Source organism: Limnothrix sp. PR1529, assembly GCF_002742025.1.
Lineage (GTDB): Bacteria > Cyanobacteriota > Cyanobacteriia > CACIAM-69d > CACIAM-69d > CACIAM-69d.
Genome location: NZ_LIRO01000039.1, coordinates 30,648 through 52,256, shown reverse-complemented (window position 1 = coordinate 52,256; position 21,609 = coordinate 30,648). Strand labels below are relative to the sequence as shown.

Here is a 21,609-nt window from a genome sequence, read left to right as displayed (position 1 = left end):
TTAATTTTCTGGAGCTTAATCATGTCTGCAATTCACACTAATGCTCAGCATCGTCATGATTTTGTGCTGTTGTTTGATGTGTTGGATGGAAATCCCAACGGCGATCCAGATGGTGGCAATCTTCCACGGGTTGATATGGAAACCATGCATGGTTTGGTAACGGATGTTTGCTTAAAACGCAAGATTCGCAACTGGATCGCTACCTATGGCGATCTGATGGCAGAAAATAGTGAAGAAGCAAGGCGGCTTAAGCTTTTTGTCAAGCATCATGGCGTTTTGAATGACCAAATTCGCGAGGCTTATTTGGCTGAAGGTCTACCAGTTGGTCAACCGTCAGAAGAAACGGTTAGGGACTCCAAAGTTTTGGAGGCACTATACCAAGTTCGTGAATTCCTACCTTCAAGTTTTACTCTGTTTGAAGAAGATGATGACAACAATGATCCCGTTATAAAGTTGCGCTACAGCGGCGAACTAGATGCCGATGAATTGAAGGAACAACTACAGGAGTCCGAGGCCTCACCGGAGTGGAAGGCTGTCAAAAAATTGGTGGAAGACCTGATTAAAAATTCTCGCAAGCCTAAGAAGAGCTTGCAAAATACGGAAAAGGCAAAGCACTGGATGTGCGCCAATTTCTTTGATGTGCGAATGTTCGGGGCAGTGATGAGTACTGGTTTGAATGCTGGTCAGGTTCGTGGGCCCATGCAATTAACCTTTTCTCGATCAATTGACCCAGTTTTTCCAGAAGATTTGGCAATCACACGAGTAGCAGTTGCTGACGCGAAGGATCGTGAAAAGCTACAAACGATCGGGCGCAAAACCAAAATCTCTTACGGTCTATATCGAGGCTATGGTTTCTTTTCGGCTCCTTTGGCCAAGCAAACCGGTGTGACCGATCGGGACTTGGAACTGTTTTGGGAAGCGGTTCAAGGAATGTTTGAAGTGGTGGATCGATCGGCTAGTCGCGGGCTAATGGCTGTGCGTGGGTTATATATCTTTTCCCATGAAAATCCATTGGGTAATGCGCCAGCCCACAAATTGTTCGATCGCATTTCGGTGCAAAAGCGTCCTGAGGTCGATACACCGCGATCGTTCGATCACTACGTCATTGAACTAGACGAAACAAATTGGCCCCAAGGAGTCACCCTAACCAAGCTGATTGAAGGCTAATTAGGCCTTGGCGGAAGCCAACTCCCAACCTAGTTGGCTTCCGCACATTTTCTTATCTTTTGGTTCAGGCCAGTTCGTAAACCCTGCAGCGCCCGGCCCCCGGGCTGGGCGAGGATTGAAACATCAGCCAATTTAGATTTTTTAGGGCCAGATTTATATTGCAGCGCCCGGCCCCCGGGCTGGGCGAGGATTGAAACTTCCCATCAATCTCGGCAATGCCAAGCGCCCCATCAGGCAGCGCCCGGCCCCCGGGCTGGGCGAGGATTGAAACGAGGTCAGAAACTCATAGGTACGGTAGTCCATGAGGGCAGCGCCCGGCCCCCGGGCTGGGCGAGGATTGAAACTGTAGTCCTTGATTCGACCAACTCATAGCGCCTAGGCAGCGCCCGGCCCCCGGGCTGGGCGAGGATTGAAACAGTGTCAGGGTTGCAGACCAGCAGCCCGATCATCGCAGCGCCCGGCCCCCGGGCTGGGCGAGGATTGAAACTCAGGTAACAGCCCCGACAAGGCCCGATCAAATAAGCAGCGCCCGGCCCCCGGGCTGGGCGAGGATTGAAACCCTAGCATTGGTGAGCCATTGGTCATACGCGGCCGAAGGGCAGCGCCCGGCCCCCGGGCTGGGCGAGGATTGAAACCTTGCATCCCAGCCGTCACCGTAAAGCTCGGATCGGCAGCGCCCGGCCCCCGGGCTGGGCGAGGATTGAAACACCCATAACGGATTAACGTTCGAGATCGGTGTTCCCGGCAGCGCCCGGCCCCCGGGCTGGGCGAGGATTGAAACTCGTCCAGGAAATGCAATTTTGCAACTCCAAACAGGGCAGCGCCCGGCCCCCGGGCTGGGCGAGGATTGAAACACCGTCCCGTCGTCGCATTGCACAACGCAATACTTAGCAGCGCCCGGCCCCCGGGCTGGGCGAGGATTGAAACAGCAGCTCATCTTTTTCGCTCTGGGCCTTGTCCAGGCAGCGCCCGGCCCCCGGGCTGGGCGAGGATTGAAACACCGTGTCGCCGTCTGAGACTGATTCGATCGACCAATTGCAGCGCCCGGCCCCCGGGCTGGGCGAGGATTGAAACTTAAGTCGGCTGGCCGACTGCTGAGTGGTGGCGATCACGCAGCGCCCGGCCCCCGGGCTGGGCGAGGATTGAAACAACCAAGCTCAGGCTGCGATCGCCTCGCTCCAATCGCAGCGCCCGGCCCCCGGGCTGGGCGAGGATTGAAACTGCTGAGGATAATGCAACCAGGGCTGCAATTGATGCAGCGCCCGGCCCCCGGGCTGGGCGAGGATTGAAACCTTGCGGATCGCATCGCCTTGGAATGCCTTGCAGCGCCCGGCCCCCGGGCTGGGCGAGGATTGAAACTGATTGGCGGCGATCAGGCGATCGGCTCAATCTCAGTGCAGCGCCCGGCCCCCGGGCTGGGCGAGGATTGAAACAGGTAGCTCTACCCGCTCCTGGATCCACCTTTCGGCGCAGCGCCCGGCCCCCGGGCTGGGCGAGGATTGAAACAGGGTCACCCTCCATGAGGGCCCGCTTCAGGGCCGCTTGCAGCGCCCGGCCCCCGGGCTGGGCGAGGATTGAAACAAGGTCGAAGAGCGCAAGGCGCGAAATGGTCGGAATGCAGCGCCCGGCCCCCGGGCTGGGCGAGGATTGAAACGGTAGTGTCTGGCCGTGGCCATGGCCTTGTCGCGCAAGCAGCGCCCGGCCCCCGGGCTGGGCGAGGATTGAAACACCGCGATACCATCCAGCAGCCAACAACCCTAAAGCGGCAGCGCCCGGCCCCCGGGCTGGGCGAGGATTGAAACACACCGATGATCCACGGTTGGCAGAGCGGGCCGCTGCAGCGCCCGGCCCCCGGGCTGGGCGAGGATTGAAACGCCGCACACTGAGCGTCGTATCCCCCAAACACCCGGCAGCGCCCGGCCCCCGGGCTGGGCGAGGATTGAAACAGACCTAGCGATCGGCACAATTATCAACGAAACCAAGCAGCGCCCGGCCCCCGGGCTGGGCGAGGATTGAAACCAATCCCTGCTTACGGGTAGGGCTGGCAAGGTGACGCAGCGCCCGGCCCCCGGGCTGGGCGAGGATTGAAACAGGATTTGCAGCGTTCCAGCCCTCATGTTTTGGATCTGCAGCGCCCGGCCCCCGGGCTGGGCGAGGATTGAAACGGCTGTCACACCACACCCCGCCCCGATCGGTCTATTGCAGCGCCCGGCCCCCGGGCTGGGCGAGGATTGAAACGATAGGGACACCGCCCACTGTGGCGATGTCCCGCAGCGCCCGGCCCCCAGGCTGGGCAAAGATTGAAACGAAAGGAGCGATCGCGTGAGTTTGCTCGATGATCTCAGTCAGTTTTTAGAAGCTCGGCTAGAAGCCTTTCTGCGCGAACATCCCGAGCTAGAGTTGCGGGCCCTAGAAGAGCAACTGCGGGAACAGGAAGCCGATGCCAAGCGATCGATCGGGGAATTACACACCCAAGAACAGCAACTGAAAGCCGACATTTGGGAAACAGCCCAGGACGTGCAGCGCTGGCACATTCGCATCGAAAAAGTGGAAGCCGCCGGAGAACACCAACTCGCCGCAGCCGCCCGCGAACGAGAAGCCGCCCTCTTGCGCAAAGGCAATCAACTTTGGGGACAAATGCAGGGCATTAAAACCCGCATTGAACAGTTAGAAACCCTGGTCTCGCAACTAGCCAGCAAACGGCAAGAGGTGGCCGCGCGGGCTGCCCAAGCCGATGCGCAAACCCAGGCCCAAGCCAAGACCCGCACCAGCCGATCGCCCTGGGACAGCAGCGATCGGGCAACCTACGGCAGAGGAATGGGAGCCGATCCCCTAGAAGAGCAGTTCCAACGCTGGGAAATGGATGAAGAACTAGAGCAACTGAAGCGCCAAATGGGCCGCCCTTAAGGGTTTGAGCAAGGGATAGCGGCTTTTTTAGCCGATTCAACTGCTTTGGCCTCCAACGGCCGTGCTAGCTTAAGGATGTAACGGTTTGTAAAGAAAAGTAACAACCCGATCGTGCAAGACTGGCAAAGCAAGCTCAAAGGCAAAGTAATCGTCATTGTTGGCGGCACGGGGGGCATTGGCGCAACCCTGGCTCGCAAACTAGCAGCGGCTGGAACCTCGTTGGTGTTGGCGGCTCGGGGAACGGAACAATTGGCGGCCCTCGCAGCGGAACTGCGGGGAACGGGAGCTACGGTGTTGGCGGTTCCCACGGATATTACCGATGCAGCTCAGGTGGCGAATCTATTCACCCAGGCGATCGCCCAATTTGGTCAGATTGATGCGCTGGTCAATGCGGCGGGCGCGGGAATTCTCAAACAGTTTAATAAGCTCACGGAAGCCGATCTGGATCAAATGTTGGCGGTGAATTTAAAGGGCAGTTTTCATACTTGCCAAGCCGCCATTGAGGTGATGAAAGATCGCAAGATGGGGCATATTTGCAACGTGATCGGCATTTTGGGCAAGCACTCTATGGCGATGGGTGCAGCCTATTGTGCTTCCAAGTTTGCGCTCACGGGCCTCAGCAAATGCATGGCCGATGAAGCCCGGCGCTACGGGATCAAGGTCACACTGTTCTATTTTGGGGGCATTGATTCACCCTTTTGGGACAACGTGAGCCTCAAGGTCGATCGCACCAAAATGCTGTCCACGGAAACGGCGGCCGATGCCATTTTATTTGCTCTCAGTGCAGAACCGCAGGCAATTCCCATGGAAATCAATATTCAGCCGGAAAGCCATCTCTTTTTCTAGGCATCCGTGAATATTCATCTGTGAATATTCATCAGCCATTGAGAATAGCAATTTATCAGGGAAAAAAACTGCTGATCGATCGCCCCGCTCCGCCATTGACTCGCTTTGGCCGATTGCTCTATGCTTGTGATTGAGAATGATTCTCATTCTGGATAATCCTCTGAATCTGGGCGTGGGCCAACCAGAGGCATAACCGCAAGCTTAGGTGTGATTGATGGGTGGGATGACTCGAACCATGGCGGAACGGCGATCGCGCAACCGGGGAATTGGGCGGACGCAATGGCCAGCGATCGCCCTTGGCCTGGCCCTGCTGGGAACGGGTTGCGGCACTGGAGCCAACTCCGGGGCAACAACCCCCAACGGCAACAGCGCCCCAGCGGCCAGCACCACCAACCCCGATCGCCCCAAGGTGGTGGCCAGTGGCGGAGTGGTTTGCGACTTGGCCCAGCAAATTGCGGGCGAGACAATCGACCTCACCTGTTTGGTGCAACCCGGCCGCGACCCCCACACCTACGAACCCACCCCCAGCGATCGCGCCGCGATCGAGTCTGCCAGCCTCGTGCTCTATGGCGGCTATGACTTTGAAGGGGGGTTAACCAAAACCCTCACCAGCGCCCCCACCCAGGGCCCCAAAGTGGCAATTTTTGAAAAGGCTGTTCCCAGTCCGCTGAAGATGGCCGCCCATGATCATGACCATGGCCACGACCACGGCCATGAAGATGACCACGACCACAAGCACGACCACAAAACCGAAGCGGCCGCCAAGCCCGAGGAACATGATCACGACCATGATGCAGATCCAAAAACTGCCACTGGGGCAGCGGCGGAACTGGTGGCGGATCCCCACGTGTGGCACAGCCCCCAAAATGGCCAAAAGCTAACGGAGATCGTGGCGGCCCAACTGAGCCAACTGATTCCCGCCCAAGCCGATCGCTATCAACAGGCTGCCCAGACCCTGACCAGCGAACTGCAAGCGCTTGATCGCTGGATTCAAACCCAAGTGGCCACCGTCCCACCCGATCGACGGCGACTCATCACCACCCACGATGCCTTGCGCTACTATGCCCAAGCCTATGGATTTGAGGTGAAAGGGGCCCTCAGCGGTCTGAGCACCGAAGAGCGACCCACCCCCAGCAAGTTGGCGGAACTGGTGAAACTGGTCAAGGCGGCCAATGTGCCAGCCATTTTTGCAGAAGCTTCCACCAACCCCAAGACGATCGCCACCGTCGCTCGCGAGGCCGGCGTGCAGGTGGCCCCCAACCCGCTTTATATTGACGGGCCCGGCGCACCCGGCACGGCGGGATCCACCTATCAAACGATGCTGATTAGCAATACTTGCACGGTGGTGAATGCCTTGGGAGGCCAATGCGAACCCCAGACGGCTCCCCTGGGAAAATCTCGTTCTTGAAACCCCGTTCTTAAAATTCAAATCTCAAAATCTGGGTCTCAGGGTTTGGGTCTTGAAGTTGAGTTTCTAGAATTTAGTTCTTGAAGTTAAGTTCTCGATTTTTGGCAATCAAAATTGAAATTTTGGAGCCATATTTTTCACCGCTTTTTGAGATTTAACTTTGCTCTAATTTTGGATTATGCTTCCTTGATGAATAAATTGATGAATACATTAATGAATACATTCAATTCATCGGCTTAAGGAAGCAATTTCATCTCTGCGCTAACCTGAGATATCCAAGATTTGCGAGGCGAGTACAATAACCATGTACGTTCTCATCGGCGGCGCAGGAATGATGGGATTGCGGTTAGCCCAACAACTCCTAGAGCTGGGGCATACCGTTGCTGTGATTGACAAAGATCCCTTAGCCTGTCGATTTGCTCGCGAACAAATCGGGGTGATGGCCTTCGAGGGTAGCGCAGTCAGCACCGCAGTGCTCCTAGAAGCTGGGATCCGGCAGGCCAATGCGGTGGTAGCAGCCCTAAGGGATGATGCTTTGAATTTGGCGCTCATCACTTTATCCAAAAGCTACGGCATTGCCCACACTGTTGTTCGGATGCTCGATCGCGAGTTTCTGGATGCTTATCGTTTGGCCGGCGCTAGCCACATCATCAGCACCATTGATTTGGCAGTGGCCACGATGGCCAACGCGATCGAATACCCCGAAGTGGAATCCATGATGCACTTTGAACAGGGTCAGGTTGAAGTGCTCAAGCTGCCCGTTCCCAATGATTGTTATGTGGTCGATCGCACGGTGGCCCAGATTGCCCAAGATCCCGATTTTCCAACGGGATCTCTGATCATTGGTTATCAAAGTCATTCCTGTAGCAACCTAGAAATTCCCAATGGTCAAACAGTCTTGAAAGCTGGCTCTACCATTTTGGTTGTGACCCGGCCGGAACTCGTCCGGCCGATGATCAAATATCTTGGACTCACTGCTAGTCATCGCTCAGAGACTGAAGCTTCTGATCCAAATCTTTGATGTAGCGTTGCACCACATCTTCCGGAACAATTCGCTTGCGCAGAGCATCGTTAATTGCACCCTTTTCCGCAATAATTAACTGTCTTCGCACCACATCCAATTGGTTGGGATAATGCAGACCCAAATGGGCTTGGTGTTGGTTATAGACCTCCCTCAAAACCCGTTCTGATCCAGCGACTTTGGCTTGATAAGCAGCCCAAAGCTCCTCATAAGTTGCTTTTGGTAAAACGCCAGCCTTGAGTAGCTGGGCAAGTTCATCCTGCGCCGCCTTGGCCCCGATCAGTTGAATCTGTAATTGGCCAATTTCTTCGGATATGCCATTGCCTTGGCCGATGTTGAGCTGCTTGATCAACCAAGGCAATGCCAGTCCCTGAATCACCAACGAAAACAGGACTGCCCCAAAAACCAGTTCAATAATGAATTCTCGGCCAACAAAACCCACAGGAATGGCGATCGCCAATGCCATGGACAGCGATCCCTTAATATTACCGAGCACTAGGACATGTTGCCAACGGAGGGGAATCGGGCGATCGAACCAGCGCAAGCCAGCCAGCAATGAATAAACAGAGATGATGCGTCCCAATTGATAGGCAATGATCACCAAAATAACCGCCGGGAGAATTTTCCAGAGAGTGAGGGGATTAATTTCAATGCCAATCAACAGAAAAATGAATGTATTAACACTAAAACCTGCATATTCCCAAAAGCTGAGCAGCGTGATCCGATAGGAGGCTGATGTGGCTTGGGGCAAACCCAAATTACCAAAAACCAAACCAGCAATTACGACGGCTACCGCACCGGAAACACCCAAAAACTGACCCAGTTGGAATGTGCCTAAAGCCAATGCCACAGTTAGCAACAAGCTGCTTAAGGGATCTTGCAGGCGATTAAAAATCGGCAAGCAAAGATAGCCTAAAACTGCTCCTAGGAATGCACCGCCCAGGGAAACCAACAGCATCTCTTTGATGCCTTGACTGACGGTAATGCTACCGGTGGAGTAAATGACCAACAGCAGATTGAAGGAAACTAAGGCAGCGGCATCGTTAAATAATGTTTCGCCTTCAACAATCGTTGAAAGCCGTGAAGGCACTCGCAATTCCTTAAAAACCGCGATCATGGAAACGGTGTCGGTATTAGCCAAAATTACACCGACCAACAGCGCATTAATCCAATCCAGCCCTAGGCTCAGTTTCACCAAAACAGCAATGATCCCTGAGGAGAGCAAGGAGCCAGGAATTGCGAGCAGGGCGATCGGTTTGAAGGTGCTGCGAAGACGACTAATATCCGTGTTGATTGCCGCTTCAAAGATCAGAATTGGCAGGAAAAGATTGAGCACCAGCGACGGATCCAGGCCAAGGCGCTGGGATAGCAAGTCGGTGATGGGTAGCCCCGCCAGCACCAAGCCGGTGACATAGGGAATTCTCAGCCGCTGCGTCACCAGGGCAACGGTGGTTGCCAGCAAGAGCAGGATAATGAGGATATTAATCAGTTCGGGAATGCTGCCGATCGCTAGACTGCTGACCGCTGCGTTGGAATTGTGAACTGAATTGCTGTTTGCTAGGAATTGTGGCCAGGAGGAAAGAGTCAGCAACCAATCATGCTTCATGCGGTTTTCTCCTAGATGAATGAGGAAGATTAATGGCAAATTTACCCCGCTCTGATCTGGTTTGGAGGGGGGTAGGTATGGCCAGATTTCTGACAAGCTGTTACGGTCGATCGCACAATTAAGCCGATCGCCCAATTACAATCCCAGTCCGAACAGTTAGGTTAAATAGGTCAAAGTTAAGTCAAAGCTAGGCCGCTACGAGCGATCGAATCAGTTCCGCCAGTTGATCGACTTCCGCTTCTTGGGTGAAGTAATGAACACAGGCCCGCGCACAATCGGGATTGGGCAGGGTTCGGAGCAAATATTTTTGTTTTTCCAGGGTGGCCACGAGCGATCGAGCGTTGTGGGAGCCGCTGACCTTGAAGGAAATGAGGCCGGTTGGCGGCGGGTATGGCAGCCAACATTCCACCTGGGGAATGGTTTGCAGATGTTGCCAAAGGCGGCCGGCAAGCTGCACGATTCGATCGTACCGTTGCTGGGGTGTGCCCCAACGGCGGTGCAAGTCCAGAGCCGATTGGAGACCTAGCCCAAGCGCATAGGCGGAGGTGGCCACTTCAAAGCGTTGGCCGGTAGTTTTGTGGCCCGTGGGGTTACCCTGGCGATCGGCCGTGATGCCACGCCAGCCCACAAAGGTCGGCTCCAGGCTCGATCGGGGATTAACATACAATCCCCCCAACCCATCGGGCCCACAGCACCACTTGTGGCCTGTGAAGGCATAGAAATCAATCTCTAATTCCGACAGATTCAAGGGCAACAGGCCCACCGATTGGGCCGCATCAACCAGGATTTGTACAGAGGGCTGTTGGTGGCGGCAAGCGCGGGCAATGGCTTGCACATCGAGAATTTCGCCCGTATTCCAAAGGGCATGGCTCACCAGCACCAAGCGGGTTTGGGGATGCAGATGGGCCAAAATGGCTTCCACGATCGGTTGCTCAGGGACTCGATCGCGCAGGGGAAACTGATCGATCGTCACTCCCCAACGCTTGGCGATCGCTTGGGCGGCGGCCACCACCCCCGGATGCTCGGAATCGCTAATCAATAGCCGATCGCCCGATCGCCAAGGCAATCCCCAAAGGGCAATGTTGCAACCAGCCGTCACATTCTCAGTCAGGGCGATCGTCTCCGGACTCACCTGCAATTCCTGAGCAATGGTTTGGCGGGTGGCGGCCAGTTGCGCATCAACCCAATCGCCCACGGCGCTGCTGAAGGGGCCCAGTTGCTGCATCGTTTGCCAGGCTTGCACCATGGCTTCCAGGGATCCTTGGGGTAGTGGCCCTTGGCCGCCGTAGTTGAAATAGGTTTTGTTGTCTAGGGCGGGGAATTGGGAACGCACCTGATCAATGCTCCAGGGTTCTCCGTTCCTAGGTTCTTGGTTCGTTTGTGCCATATTCCTGTTGCCCGCAACCACCATGTTTCCAAACGCTCCTGCCAATAGGCTGCTAGTGGGTTTCAACTAACCCTTGTGCAGTCAATCTCAAGGTTTTTATTTTGCTGTTTTTTGCGGTTTCTATTCCGCAGTTTCTATTCCGCAGTTTCTATTCCGCAGCCGCTATCCCGATGTTTCGAATGTTTCGAGGTGGCGGGTATGAGCCAGGTTGCGTGAATCTTAACCAGCAGCCCAGTCGCGATCGGTTGCCCGTCGTTTGGTGTCATTTAAAGACTGTTTGACCCGCTCCAAAACCCAACTGAAGGTTTCAAAAACCTGCCGGAGCGATTGTTCATCCCGCAGGGTTGAAAGGCTGAAGTTGGGGGCCCGACGTTCTCGTGAGTCCGGCGGGAGGGCCAGGCCAATCGAGCTGAAGTGGCTGCGCAATTCCATCCATTCGTCATGGCGCGTGAAGGGATACCAAGAAGCGTAGGTGCTGGAATTGATTTCCAAGCCCCCATCAATCCCCACTTTGAACAGCTCATGGGACTCGCCCCGCCCGAAATCACACATGGCCACAAACCCGCCGTAGGTGTCGCCCGTGCGCCAGTAAACCTCCACATTGGGATGATCGCTGCACCACTCGTAAATGTGGTGTGCAATGGCGGCTTCGTCTTCCCCCTGGCGGGTGCTGAATTCTTGGAAGAAGCTGTCTTCGTCCCAACGCCGCCGATCGAGGGCGGGGGAAGCGCTCTTGGAGTCGGTCATGCGCCCAATTAATCGGGGCACGAGGGTGCGAAATCCTTCATCGCTCACGTATTGGCGCAGCTCGATCGCCTGAACTTCTGCCGGATCCATCTGGGCGTTCAAAAACTCCACCGTCCGCACCAGTTCCGGCGAGAGGGCATCGGAAACCACCACAATTCGGATCCGGCCCGCTTGCAGGTTAGTTTTCACCTGTTGCCAAAAACGCTCTTCTTCCTCGTCATGGCCCAGGAAGTCTTCCACCACTTGATCGGGATCCCGATCGTTGGCGCGGCAGTTGGCTTCAAATTGGGCCAGCATGGTTTCGATCGGCCAATATTGCGACAGGTTCGCAGCATATTCGATCGCCTGGCCAATCAGCTCTTGGGCCTGTTGACCGCCGCCGCGTCCGTGGCTGCAAAACACCTCCACCACCGTAGGCACACCGCTGCGATCGAGAAAAATCCGATCCAGAGACCAGCGATCGGCCCGTTCGTCATCAAAAATCACCGTGTTCTGGCGAGTGATGGCCAACCAGTCCTGATCACGGTTAATGAGGCTGCGATCGCCAGCCAATAGGTTGGGGTAAGTTTCCAAGAGTTCCTGAAGAAGCGTCACCGACCCATAGGGCTGCTCCATCATCTCCACGAGTCGCCCATCATTGCGTACGAAGTAAATTCCGCTGCTCATGCCTATTGCTCTTCAGTTGCTGCCGTGAACTGGTGATCGCCGGGGGGCCATGGCGGCCCCCAATCCTTAGCACCGCTTGGGCGACGGACTCATTGGCGACGGATTAACTTGACCCGGGGCCGGATCACCAGCCCCTCCACACCCCGTTAAAAACCGCTTCTGCCGGCCCCGTCATGAGGATCCGATCGCTCACAGCATCCCAGGTGATCTGCAATGGGCCGCCGGGAAGCTCCACCGTAGCCACTCGATCGCTGTGGCCATTTAACACGGCTGCTACCAGTGTTGCACAGGCCCCCGTTCCACAGGCCAACGTGATGCCCGCGCCGCGCTCCCAAACCCGCATTCGTAGATAGTCGCGCCGCACCACTTCCACAAATTCCACATTGGTTTTTTGGGGGAAGGCCGGATGGCATTCGATTTGCGGGCCAATGGCGGGCAGGTCGATCACGCTCACATCCTCCACAAAGGTGACACAGTGGGGATTTCCCATGCTGACGGTGGTTACTGTCCAATCCTGGCCAGCGGCCGTGAGCGATCGGGCCAGGGCCGTTTCGCCCGCTGTGCCCAAGGTGGTGGGAATCCGCTCGGCCGCCAAAATCGGCTGGCCCATGTCCACAGTCACCTGGCCATCGGCCTGAATGGTGGGAATAATAGAACCCGCCAGCGTGTGGACTTTGTAGGTTTTTTCGGTGTTGTCCAGGCCTTCCAGGGCCGCTAAATATTTGGCAAAACAGCGAATGCCATTGCCGCACATTTCCGGTTCGGAACCATCGGAGTTAAAAATTCGCATGGTGTAATCGGCTCCCTGCTCGCCGGGCAGCACGAAGATCACACCGTCGGCCCCAATGCCAAAATGGCGATCGCACAGTTGCACGGCCTGCTCAGGCGAGAGAATTGGCTCTGCTCGATCGCGGTTATCCAGCAGAATAAAGTCATTCCCTAATCCGTGATACTTTGCAAACGCAAGTCCCATTGAGCACTCCCTATGGCTGAAGAATTTAATACTGGGCTGCCCAGCACCCGTCAAGTGCAGACAGCCATTAAGAATAAGCAAGAAGTGGAACTAAAGCTGCTAACCAATGACCTGATTGCAGGCAAGGTGAGGTGGCAGGACAGTGATTGCATCTGCATTGTTGACCATTACGACCAGCCTACAATCGTTTGGCGACACGCGATCGCCTATCTCAAGCCCAAGGCCTAGGGGCAACTCAACGGCTCATTCAGCGACTGAACTGGCTGATCAGCGAACGATTGATTTTCCATGTCCCAGTCGTCGTAACAAGGGGCCTAAGCCCCTTGTCCTCCACGATCTGCCAAAGGTGGAATCAGGGTTTCAGGCGATTTGTTTCAGGCGATTTAACGACAGGCCCTAGCCTTGACCCGATTGGGCAGAAGACTGGGCCGGCGAAGCTCCGGCCGGGGCCGCAGGAGAGCGCTGGCCCCGCAAACTGCGGAAGTAAAGGGTTCCCACGCCGCCTAAAAAGAGGCAATACCCGATCGCCTGAGCTAGGTAGAGATGGTCACGGTAGCCAAAGAGGGTTTTGAGCAATACACCCGGCAACACCCGATCGCTCAAGGTCGCTGACCAATCCCAAACCAGGGGCCCCAGCAAGCAGGAATCGCCCCCCACGGCACAAAGGCCAGCCCAGGCAGGATGCAGTTGCTCCCAAAGAACCGCCGCCGCGTCCAGGTGCTTGAGTACGGAAATCACCAACGCGCCCACCACCAGCAGCAGAATTGTGCCCACCACTTGGAAAAATCGGCGCACGTCAATCTTGATGCCAAAACGGAATAGCAGCAGCCCCATGATGGCGGCTCCGATTACACCCGCGATCGCCCCCACGGCGGCCCCGAGGCTTTCCTGAAACTGGGCGGCAATGAAAATAACTGTTTCCAGTCCCTCTTGCAGCACGGCGGCCGTGACCAAGCCAAAAATTTTCCAGGAGGCCCCCGCTTGCTCCCCGATCGCCCGCTGCACAGAGGATTGCACCTCTCCTTTCAGTTGTTTGGCCTGCTGAGTCATCCAAACCAACATCCAACTCAACAGACCAATGGCGATCGCCCCCAGAATTACTTTTAAGCCTTGAGTCCAAAAGGGGGCCCAAGGGGCAACCGATCGATCCAAGGCCCCGAAGACCCCAGCCAACCCAACGCCCACCAAAGCACTCAGGCACAACCCCGCCACAATCCCCCAAGCCACCGATCGGTTGAGGTGGGTTTGGCCCGCTTGTTGCAAACAGGCCAACACCAAGCCAATGATCAAAACCGCTTCAAACCCCTCGCGCAGGGCGATCGAAAAGGTTGGCAACGCATCCACAAGGTTCATGGCGGGGAAACCCCAATAGCATTAATCGTTCAGCAATCGTTCAGCAATCGTTCGGCGCTCTTCTCCAAGCTAGCGAGGAATGGCGCGATTGGGCAAGACAAGAACAAGATCGGCCGGCTAATTAGTCGGATATGGATTGGTTGATTGCTGGGTTGATTGCTGGGTTAATTGCTTGGCTGATTGCTGGGTTGATTGCTGGGTTAATTGCTTGCTTGATTGACTGAACAATAATCTCGAAAAATATTCTTAAAAATATTCCCCAAAAATATTCCCGCAACATTCCTAAAAAGATACTTAAGCAACTTGCTCAAAAGTCTTCATCACCAGAATCGCGCAAAAAATGGGCGATCAAATCGCTTTCACGACCCGATCGCCCCTCAAAGACAACGAGAAAAATCCCTAACGCAATGGACTAGACCAACTCCCTAGCGTCCTGCCAAACGGGCCAACGCAGCAATTCGGGACTCCGTGGAAGGATGGGTGGAAAACAAGTTGCGCAGCCAGTCTTTGGCGCTGGGGTTAATGATCAGCAAGGGCGAAAAGGCGGGATTGCCCTCCAAACGAGTGGCATCAGCCATCGTTTCCAAGCGCTTCAGGGCCCGAGCCAAGGCCATCGGATCGCCCGTTAACTCTGCGGCTCCCGCATCGGCCGAAAACTCCCGCGTTCGGGAAATGCCCAGTTGAATCACCGTGGCAGCGATCGGGGCCAAAAGCATGGCCAACAACCCTGCAAGCGGATTGCCCCGATCGCGATCGCCCCCAAACCACATGGCCGCCTGCGCCAGGTAAGAAATCGCGCCCGCAATGGTGGCCGCCACCGCCTGAGTCAGGGTGTCGCGGTTGCGGATGTGGCTGAGTTCGTGGGCAATCACCGCCGCCAACTCATCTTCCGGCAGAATTTCCAGAATCCCTTCCGTCACAGCCACCGCCGCATGGTTGGGGTCACGACCGGTGGCAAAGGCATTAGCCATCGGGCTGGGGATGATGTGCAGGGTGGGCACGGGCATTCCCGCGCGATCGCACAGTTGCTCCAGCATGGCGTAAAGGTGGGGCGCTTGCGATCGATTCACGGGCTGGGCCCCATAGGCCGCCAGAGCAATTTTGTCCGAATAGAACCAGGATCCCAGGTTCATCACCGCTGCCAAAACCAGCCCCAGGAAGGCCCCGCGAGCACCTCCAAACAAAAGACCGCTGGCAAAAATCAGCAGGCCGCTCATGCTGGCGAGCAAAACCGTGGTTTTTAGTTGATTCATAGCACCAAACCGAAAGAAGAAATCGGCATCGGTGTTTGGAGTTTGGAAATCCGAAGACCGGCCGTTGCTTCAATTCTAGGAAGGATTTGGGGATGCGCACGCGGTGGGAATTGCCCCGCTGGAGGGTGGTTTTCCGCCATTTCCCCGATCGCCCCCAAAGTTCTAAGCCCAGAATCCTAAACCCAGAATCCTAGGGGCTGAATTACGGTCTAGGAAGCCTTGCGGCGAGTGCTACTCGATCGGGTCGATCGGGTGGTTTCGCCTTCTGGGGCCTTGTCCTCAGTGGTTTTGGCTTTGCGGGTGCGAGTGGTTTTGGGAGCTGCTTCTGCGTCTGCGGTTTTGCCCTTGGTGGTTTTGCTGGTGGTTTTACCCGTCGTCTTGCTAGCGGTCTTGCTAGCGGTTTTCGTGGTTTTACCCGTGGTTTTGCTCGCAGTCTTACGGGCAGTCTTTTTCTTGCTGCCCGCTTTGGCCGCCAACAATTCCAACGCCTCCGCCAAGGTCAGGCTCTCCACGGTTTGCCCTTCTGCCAAGCCCGCATTCACCTTGCCATGTTGGACATAGATGCCATAGGGCCCCTGATACAGGTTCACCGGTTCGTTGTCGTCCGGGTGGGGGCCCAACTCGCGAAGCGGGGTTTTCTGTTTGCGGCTACGGCTGGCCTTCGGTTGGGCCAATAGCTCCAGGGCCCGTTCCAGGGTGATGGTGGTGACATCATCATCGGCCTTGAGCGATCGGTAATCTTGGCCCCCGTCCTTGCCCATGTCGTGAACAATGTAGGGGCCAAAACGCCCAAGGCTGGCTTTGACGGGGCGGCTGGTCTCCGGGTGCTGCCCCAACAAACGCGGCAAAGAGAGCAAACCCAAAGCCAGCTCAAGGGTCAGGTTTTCGGGGGTCACGCCTCGGGGCAAGGAGGTGCGTTTGGGTTTGGGATTTTCGTCAGTCACCTCGCCCAACTGCACGTAGGGCCCATAGGCTCCCGTCAGCACGTAAATGGATTCGCCGGTTTCGGGATGGTTGCCGATCGAGGCGGGGCCTTCGGTCTTTTGGCGAATCAGGGCGGCAATTTGCTCCGCGTCTAGATCAGCCGGGGTCAAATCCTTGGGCAGGGAGGCTTTGATCGTTGCGCCCTGGTCGTCCACGACTTCCACATAGGCTCCGTAACGCCCAATCCGAATATCGGCGTTCAAATCTTCCAAAACGATCGTGCGGGCTTCGGCCGGGTCGATCGCGCTTTCGCGCACCTTCACCTGAGTATCCAGCCCACCATCGCCCAAGTAGAACTGACGCAGATAGGGCAGCCAAGAGGTTTTGCCCGTGGAAATTTCGTCCAAGGTGCGTTCCATTTGGGCCGTGAACCCAAAGTCCACCAGGTCAGGAAAATGATTTTCCAGAAGCCCCGTGACCGCAAAGGCCGTGAAGGTGGGAACCAGGGCATTGCCGAGCTGTTGGGCATAGCCCCGATCGACGATCGTGCCGATGATGCTGGCGTAGGTGCTGGGGCGGCCGATGCCTTCGTTTTCCAGCATTTTCACCAAGGCCGCTTCCGTGTAGCGGGCGGGGGGTTGGGTGTCGTGGCGCAGGGCCTCCAGGTCTTGGCAATTGACCCGATCGCCCTTGGTCAGGGGTGGCAACAGCACTTCCCGATCCTCGATCGCCGCATCGGGATCGTCTGACCCTTCCACATAGGCTCGGAAAAAGCCCGGGAAATCAATCCGCTTGCCGCTGGCCCGAAACTCAGCGTTTTCCACCCGAATTTGGGCTGAAACGAAGGTTTGGCGTGCATCGGCCATTTGGCAGGCCACCGTTCTTTTCCAGATCAAATCGTATAGTTGCAGTTCCCGTCCGCTGAGACCCGTTTGTTGCGGTGTGCGGAACGTGCTGCCGGCCGGGCGAATCGCTTCGTGGGCTTCTTGGGCCCCCTTGGCCTTTGTGGCATATTGACGCGGTTGGGGACTCAGGTAATTCGCGCCGTAGAGTTCCGTCACGCAAGCACGGGCCGCCTCGATCGCCTGTTGAGACAGGTGTACCGAGTCGGTTCGCATATAGGTGATATAGCCCTGCTCGTAGAGACTTTGGGCCGTGCGCATGGTGTCCCGGGCCGAGAGCCGCAGTTTGCGGTTCGCCTCCTGTTGCAAGGTGGAGGTGGTGAAGGGAGGCGATGGCTTGCGGGTGTTGGGTCGCTCCTCAATGTCCGCCACTGTCCAATCGCCCGATCGCAGGCGATCGCGCAGGGTTTGGGCCTGCTCTTCGTTGAGCAAAACAACCTTTTTGCCCGCCGCAATTTGCCCGGTGGCTTCGTCAAAATCCGCCCCCGTGGCCAATTTTTTGCCGTCCAGGGCCACCAACTTGGCTTCAAAGGGGCGATCGTCCAAGCTGGTCAACGCCGCCTTCAAGTCCCAATAGGTTCCGGTTTTGAATGCTCGCCGGGCCCGTTCCCGAATCACCAGCATCCGCACCGCCACGGACTGCACCCGCCCTGCCGACAGGCCCGCCGCGATTTTTTTCCACAGCAAAGGCGACAGGGTGTAACCCACCAAGCGATCAAGAATTCGGCGGGTTTCTTGGGCATGAACGAGGTTATCGTTCACCTGGCGACAGTTTTGAATGGCCGATCGAATGGCCTCTTCCGTAATTTCATGGAAGACCATTCGTTTCACGGGCACTTTCGGTTTCAAAACCTGCAATAAATGCCAGCTAATGCTTTCCCCTTCCCGGTCTTCGTCAGTGGCCAAGACCAATTCATCGGCCAGCTTCAAAGAGTCTTGTAACTCTTTAACGACCTTTTTTTTGTCCTTGGGAATGACGTAAAGGGGTTCAAAGTTCTTTTCAATGTTGACCCCTAATTGGGCCCACTGTTCGCCCTTAACCGCCGCCGGAATCTCACTTGCCGATTGGGGCAAGTCGCGAATATGACCCATCGAAGCCGTTACCTGATAGCCAGACGGCAGAAAGTTACGAATGGTTTTCGCTTTGGTCGGGGACTCGACAATAACAAGGGTTGTCATGGATGGCGGAGGGCTGACCCAGTATTCCTAATATATAGATAGATCGAAACTTGGATAGATGACAGTGCGATCGCGGTCACAGGCTGAGGCGGACGACGCGATCGGGACAAAACGGGCGATCGAAGTGGCTGCAAAGACTAGCCGTAAAGACTAATTGGACAGAGTGGAAGAAATTTCGGGAAATGTCAAGTCGCGATCGCTTCGGTGACAAGATTGGCCGGCTTGGATGCATGGGCGCTGCCATTAACCCGGCTTTTGCCAACAGACGGCCGTTTGCTCCCGATCGACGGTGGATCCCCTGCGGGGCAGGCCGCAACGCCAACCCTGAATCCCTGAATGGTCGTCGCCATCATAGAATGGATCCCTTAGACTTCAGCATTTCAGCAAATTGGGGTGGGATTGCCTCGCCGTTCGCTTCCCGCTCAATTGCGCTCAATTTTCATCACGATCCAAGGGAGAACACCAACCGTGACATCCTTAGCTGCCCCCGCCATTGACATTAACAGTTTGGCTCAGGAATTAGAGAATGAAAGCCCCCAAAAAATTCTCGATCGGGCCCTGAGTTTGTATGACAATCTGGCCATTTCCTTCAGCGGCGCTGAGGATGTGGTTTTGATTGATATGGCCCATCGATTGGGTAAGCCCTTTAAAGTTTTTACCCTGGACACGGGGCGGTTACATGCGGAAACCTATCAACTGCTCGATCGCGTTCGTCAACGCTACAACATCTCGATCGATGTGATGTTTCCCGATGCAGCGGCCGTGGAAGCATTGGTGAACGCCAAGGGGCTATTTAGCTTCTATGAAGATGGCCATAAAGAGTGCTGTGGCATCCGTAAGGTTGCCCCCCTGCGCCGTAAATTAGCCACTCTGGATGCTTGGATTACGGGTCAACGGAAAGATCAAAATCCTGCCACTCGGGATAGTGTCCCGATCGTGCAAGTGGATGGTGGATTTTCCACACCCGACCATCAATTGGTGAAGTTTAATCCGCTGGCTAATTGGTCTTCCAGCGATGTTTGGATGTACATTCGCGCCTACGAAGTGCCCTATAACGCACTTCATGAAAAGGGCTTTATCAGCATTGGTTGTGAACCTTGCACCCGGCCCGTATTACCCAACCAACATGAGCGGGAAGGTCGTTGGTGGTGGGAAGATGCGGGCAAAAAAGAATGCGGTCTCCATGCGGTGAACTTGAACGAGCAAAAGTAGGCTAGTAGCTCCAGCGATCAGCGCAACCAAAACGGATGCAACCATAGATGCAACCATAACAGACAAGGGGCTTAAGCCCCTTGCTCCGTAGCTTAAGCCCCTGATCCAATTGGTTAAGTTTTCGTTGGTTTTCGTCAGTTTGCGTTGGTTGACGTTAATTGGTTGGTGTGAATTAGTTGACGTGAATTAGTTGGCGTTCATTAACCACAATTAACCATGGGTTGCAGGCTAGCTTTTAAAGGCGGCAGCCGGTGCGCCCCAAGTGGGCAACAATTGAGCAGCCCGATCGCGCGAAAACTCAGTGATCGCATCCCAAGCAGTGTCCAACGCCACTTGCATCAGGCGGCTGGGTTCCAAATCATCCTTCACCAAATCCCACAGGCGTTGCAATTCAGCCCCATGGAGGCGATCGTCTTCCACCAGGGCTAGCAACAACCGTTGACGCAGCAATTGCCCCTCTTCGGACATCAAATAGCGCAATCCCAAACCGGCGGTGGGAACCAGGTCAAACCCGGAATCTGAACGGGCGATCGCCAGCATATTTTCCAGGCGCGTCCATTGAAATTTGCCATCTTCAAACAGCACTTCAATCAGACGGCGACGCAGTTGGGGCGATTCCCCCATCAACAACCGTCGCGCCACGTAAGGATAGGCAATTTCCAAAATCTTGAACTGAGGATTCAGACTCAGGGCCAAGCCCTCTTGGGTGACGAGCGATCGAATAATCAAGGCAAATTTGGCCGGCACTCGGAACGGATAGTCATACATCAATTCCGAGAACCGATCGGTGACGGTTTTGAAGTTGAAGCTACCCACATTCCGCCCGATCGCCTCGCCCAAAACCGACTCCAGCGCCGGAATGATGGGACGAATATTCGTATTCGGAGCCAGGAAGCCGAGGCGCACAAAATCCCCCGCCAGTTCCTCATACTTCCGGTTCAACAAATGCACCACCGAATCCACGATCGTTTCCTTGGTGGATTCGTTTAACTGATCCATCATCCCAAAATCAATGTAAGCCATTCGACCATCGCGTAGGGCAAACAGATTTCCCGGGTGGGGATCCGCATGGAAAAAGCCAAATTCTAGGAGCTGTCGCAGACCAGAAGTGACCCCAATTCCGATCAAAGAATCCCGATCGAGACCCGCTTCCCGCACCGAGTCCGTGTTGGTCAGCTTGAGGCCATCAATCCATTCCAACGTCAGCACCCGATGGCTGCTGTAGTCCCAGTAAATGACCGGTACTTTGACCGTGGGATCATCACGGAAATTTTCACCAAATCGCTCGGCGTTGCGCCCTTCGTTTTGGTAATCAATTTCTTCAAAAAGTTTGCTGCCAAATTCATCCACAATCAGGGTCAAATCATGGCCCAAATTGAGCGGCAACCAGGGAGCGGCCCAACTGGCGCACCAGCGAATTAAATACAAATCAAGGGTCAAGGTTGGCAGCAGATTCGGCCGCTGCACTTTCACGGCCACGTCCTCGCCGCTGTAGAGCTTGGCGCGGTAGACCTGTCCCAAGCTGGCCGCCGCGATCGGTTCGGGGGAAATGTCGCGGAAGATGTCCCGCAGGGGGCGATCCAAGTCCGCTTCAATGATGCTGAAAGCCAGTTCCGTCGAAAACGGCGGGAGCTGATCCTGCAGTTTCTCAAGTTCCGCCAAATAATCCACCCGCACCAGATCGGGCCGAGTGGACAGGGCTTGCCCAACTTTGATGAACGTGGGGCCCAAGTGGATCAAAATTTGACGCAGTTGCTCGGCTCGCTGGCCCACTTGGTCAGACCGCTCGCCCCACAATTGATCGCTCAACCAGCCAAACACGAATGCAGCACTGAACCAAGCAATTTGCAACAGTCGCAAGATGCCAATCCAAGGTCGCCGGCCGTAAAATCGGGCAATTTCCTTGGGATCGTAGCGACGGGCGCGATTGCTGGTTGTGCCAGCGCGCAAATCTTCCAAAAGAACCGAAGTGGCGTTCACGCTAGCAGCCTCAACCAACCTAAAGCCGGTATTTATTTTAGCTGTAGCACCCGTATAGGAAACTACAAAAATCGAAAA

Annotated in this window: 15 protein-coding genes and 1 CRISPR repeat array; of the genes, 7 read left to right on the top strand and 8 right to left on the bottom strand. The window is 55.6% G+C overall.

Annotation, left to right across the window (positions count from 1 at the left end; genetic code table 11):
• Nucleotides 1–21: 21 nt before the first annotated feature.
• From cas7c to AMR42_RS06815, 5 genes are all read left to right on the top strand, one after another.
• The gene (gene cas7c, locus AMR42_RS06835; RefSeq protein WP_099532715.1) at nt 22–1,167 is read left to right on the top strand and encodes a type I-C CRISPR-associated protein Cas7/Csd2; all 1,146 of its coding nucleotides are present in this window, start codon (nt 22–24) and stop codon (nt 1,165–1,167) included.
• Between the two features lie 85 nt (nt 1,168–1,252).
• Nucleotides 1,253–3,474: direct repeats of the CRISPR family, unit length 37 nt; unit sequence GCAGCGCCCGGCCCCCGGGCTGGGCGAGGATTGAAAC.
• Nucleotides 3,475–3,489: 15 nt separating this feature from the next.
• Nucleotides 3,490–4,074, top strand: coding sequence for a TIGR04376 family protein (locus tag AMR42_RS06830; RefSeq protein ID WP_099532714.1), 585 nt, complete (start codon nt 3,490–3,492; stop codon nt 4,072–4,074).
• Between the two features lie 111 nt (nt 4,075–4,185).
• Nucleotides 4,186–4,920, top strand: a complete 735-nt coding sequence (locus AMR42_RS06825; protein ID WP_099532713.1) for an SDR family oxidoreductase — start codon at nt 4,186–4,188, stop codon at nt 4,918–4,920.
• A gap of 223 nt (nt 4,921–5,143) precedes the next feature.
• A complete protein-coding gene (locus AMR42_RS06820) occupies nt 5,144–6,328 on the top strand; it encodes a metal ABC transporter substrate-binding protein (protein WP_234406729.1) in 1,185 nt (394 codons plus the stop codon).
• 304 nt (nt 6,329–6,632) lie between these two features.
• Nucleotides 6,633–7,349, top strand: coding sequence for a TrkA family potassium uptake protein (locus tag AMR42_RS06815; RefSeq protein WP_099532711.1), 717 nt, complete (start codon nt 6,633–6,635; stop codon nt 7,347–7,349).
• On the opposite strand, the gene AMR42_RS06810 is transcribed toward AMR42_RS06815, so the two are convergent.
• The 4 genes from AMR42_RS06810 to dapF form a co-directional block, all read right to left on the bottom strand.
• Entirely contained in the window at nt 7,306–8,955 is a 1,650-nt protein-coding gene (locus AMR42_RS06810) for a sodium:proton antiporter (protein ID WP_099532710.1), read from the bottom strand. The two genes, AMR42_RS06815 and AMR42_RS06810, sit on opposite strands and share 44 nt — an antisense overlap.
• A gap of 187 nt (nt 8,956–9,142) precedes the next feature.
• Entirely contained in the window at nt 9,143–10,342 is a 1,200-nt protein-coding gene (locus AMR42_RS06805) for an aminotransferase class V-fold PLP-dependent enzyme (protein ID WP_099532709.1), read from the bottom strand.
• A 219-nt stretch (nt 10,343–10,561) separates the two neighbouring features.
• Nucleotides 10,562–11,755 (bottom strand): hypothetical protein, encoded by a 1,194-nt coding sequence (locus tag AMR42_RS06800; RefSeq protein WP_099532708.1) that lies wholly within the window; start codon nt 11,753–11,755, stop codon nt 10,562–10,564.
• A gap of 124 nt (nt 11,756–11,879) precedes the next feature.
• Nucleotides 11,880–12,728: a diaminopimelate epimerase gene (dapF, locus tag AMR42_RS06795; protein ID WP_099532707.1), complete on the bottom strand. Its 849-nt coding sequence runs from the start codon at nt 12,726–12,728 to the stop codon at nt 11,880–11,882.
• Between the two features lie 12 nt (nt 12,729–12,740).
• Here dapF and AMR42_RS06790 point away from each other — a divergent pair, with 12 nt between their 5' ends.
• Nucleotides 12,741–12,956 carry an RNA-binding protein hfq gene (locus AMR42_RS06790; RefSeq protein ID WP_099532706.1) on the top strand — a complete coding sequence of 72 codons (216 nt, stop codon included), beginning with the start codon at nt 12,741–12,743 and terminating at the stop codon, nt 12,954–12,956.
• 168 nt (nt 12,957–13,124) lie between these two features.
• On the opposite strand, the gene AMR42_RS06785 is transcribed toward AMR42_RS06790, so the two are convergent.
• The 3 genes from AMR42_RS06785 to topA all read right to left on the bottom strand — a co-directional run bounded on the left by AMR42_RS06785 (nt 13,125) and on the right by topA (nt 18,339).
• Nucleotides 13,125–14,081 (bottom strand): FTR1 family protein, encoded by a 957-nt coding sequence (locus AMR42_RS06785; protein ID WP_099532705.1) that lies wholly within the window; start codon nt 14,079–14,081, stop codon nt 13,125–13,127.
• A gap of 425 nt (nt 14,082–14,506) precedes the next feature.
• Entirely contained in the window at nt 14,507–15,334 is an 828-nt protein-coding gene (locus tag AMR42_RS06780) for a M48 family metalloprotease (RefSeq protein WP_099532704.1), read from the bottom strand.
• Nucleotides 15,335–15,543: 209 nt separating this feature from the next.
• Nucleotides 15,544–18,339 (bottom strand): type I DNA topoisomerase, encoded by a 2,796-nt coding sequence (gene topA / locus AMR42_RS06775; RefSeq protein ID WP_099532703.1) that lies wholly within the window; start codon nt 18,337–18,339, stop codon nt 15,544–15,546.
• A gap of 468 nt (nt 18,340–18,807) precedes the next feature.
• Here topA and AMR42_RS06770 point away from each other — a divergent pair, with 468 nt between their 5' ends.
• A complete protein-coding gene (locus tag AMR42_RS06770; RefSeq protein ID WP_099532702.1) occupies nt 18,808–19,551 on the top strand; it encodes a phosphoadenylyl-sulfate reductase in 744 nt (247 codons plus the stop codon).
• Between the two features lie 228 nt (nt 19,552–19,779).
• On the opposite strand, the gene AMR42_RS06765 is transcribed toward AMR42_RS06770, so the two are convergent.
• On the bottom strand, nt 19,780–21,531 hold the full coding sequence (locus AMR42_RS06765) for an AarF/ABC1/UbiB kinase family protein (RefSeq protein WP_234406726.1): 1,752 nt from the start codon (nt 21,529–21,531) through the stop codon (nt 19,780–19,782).
• Nucleotides 21,532–21,609: the final 78 nt, after the last annotated feature.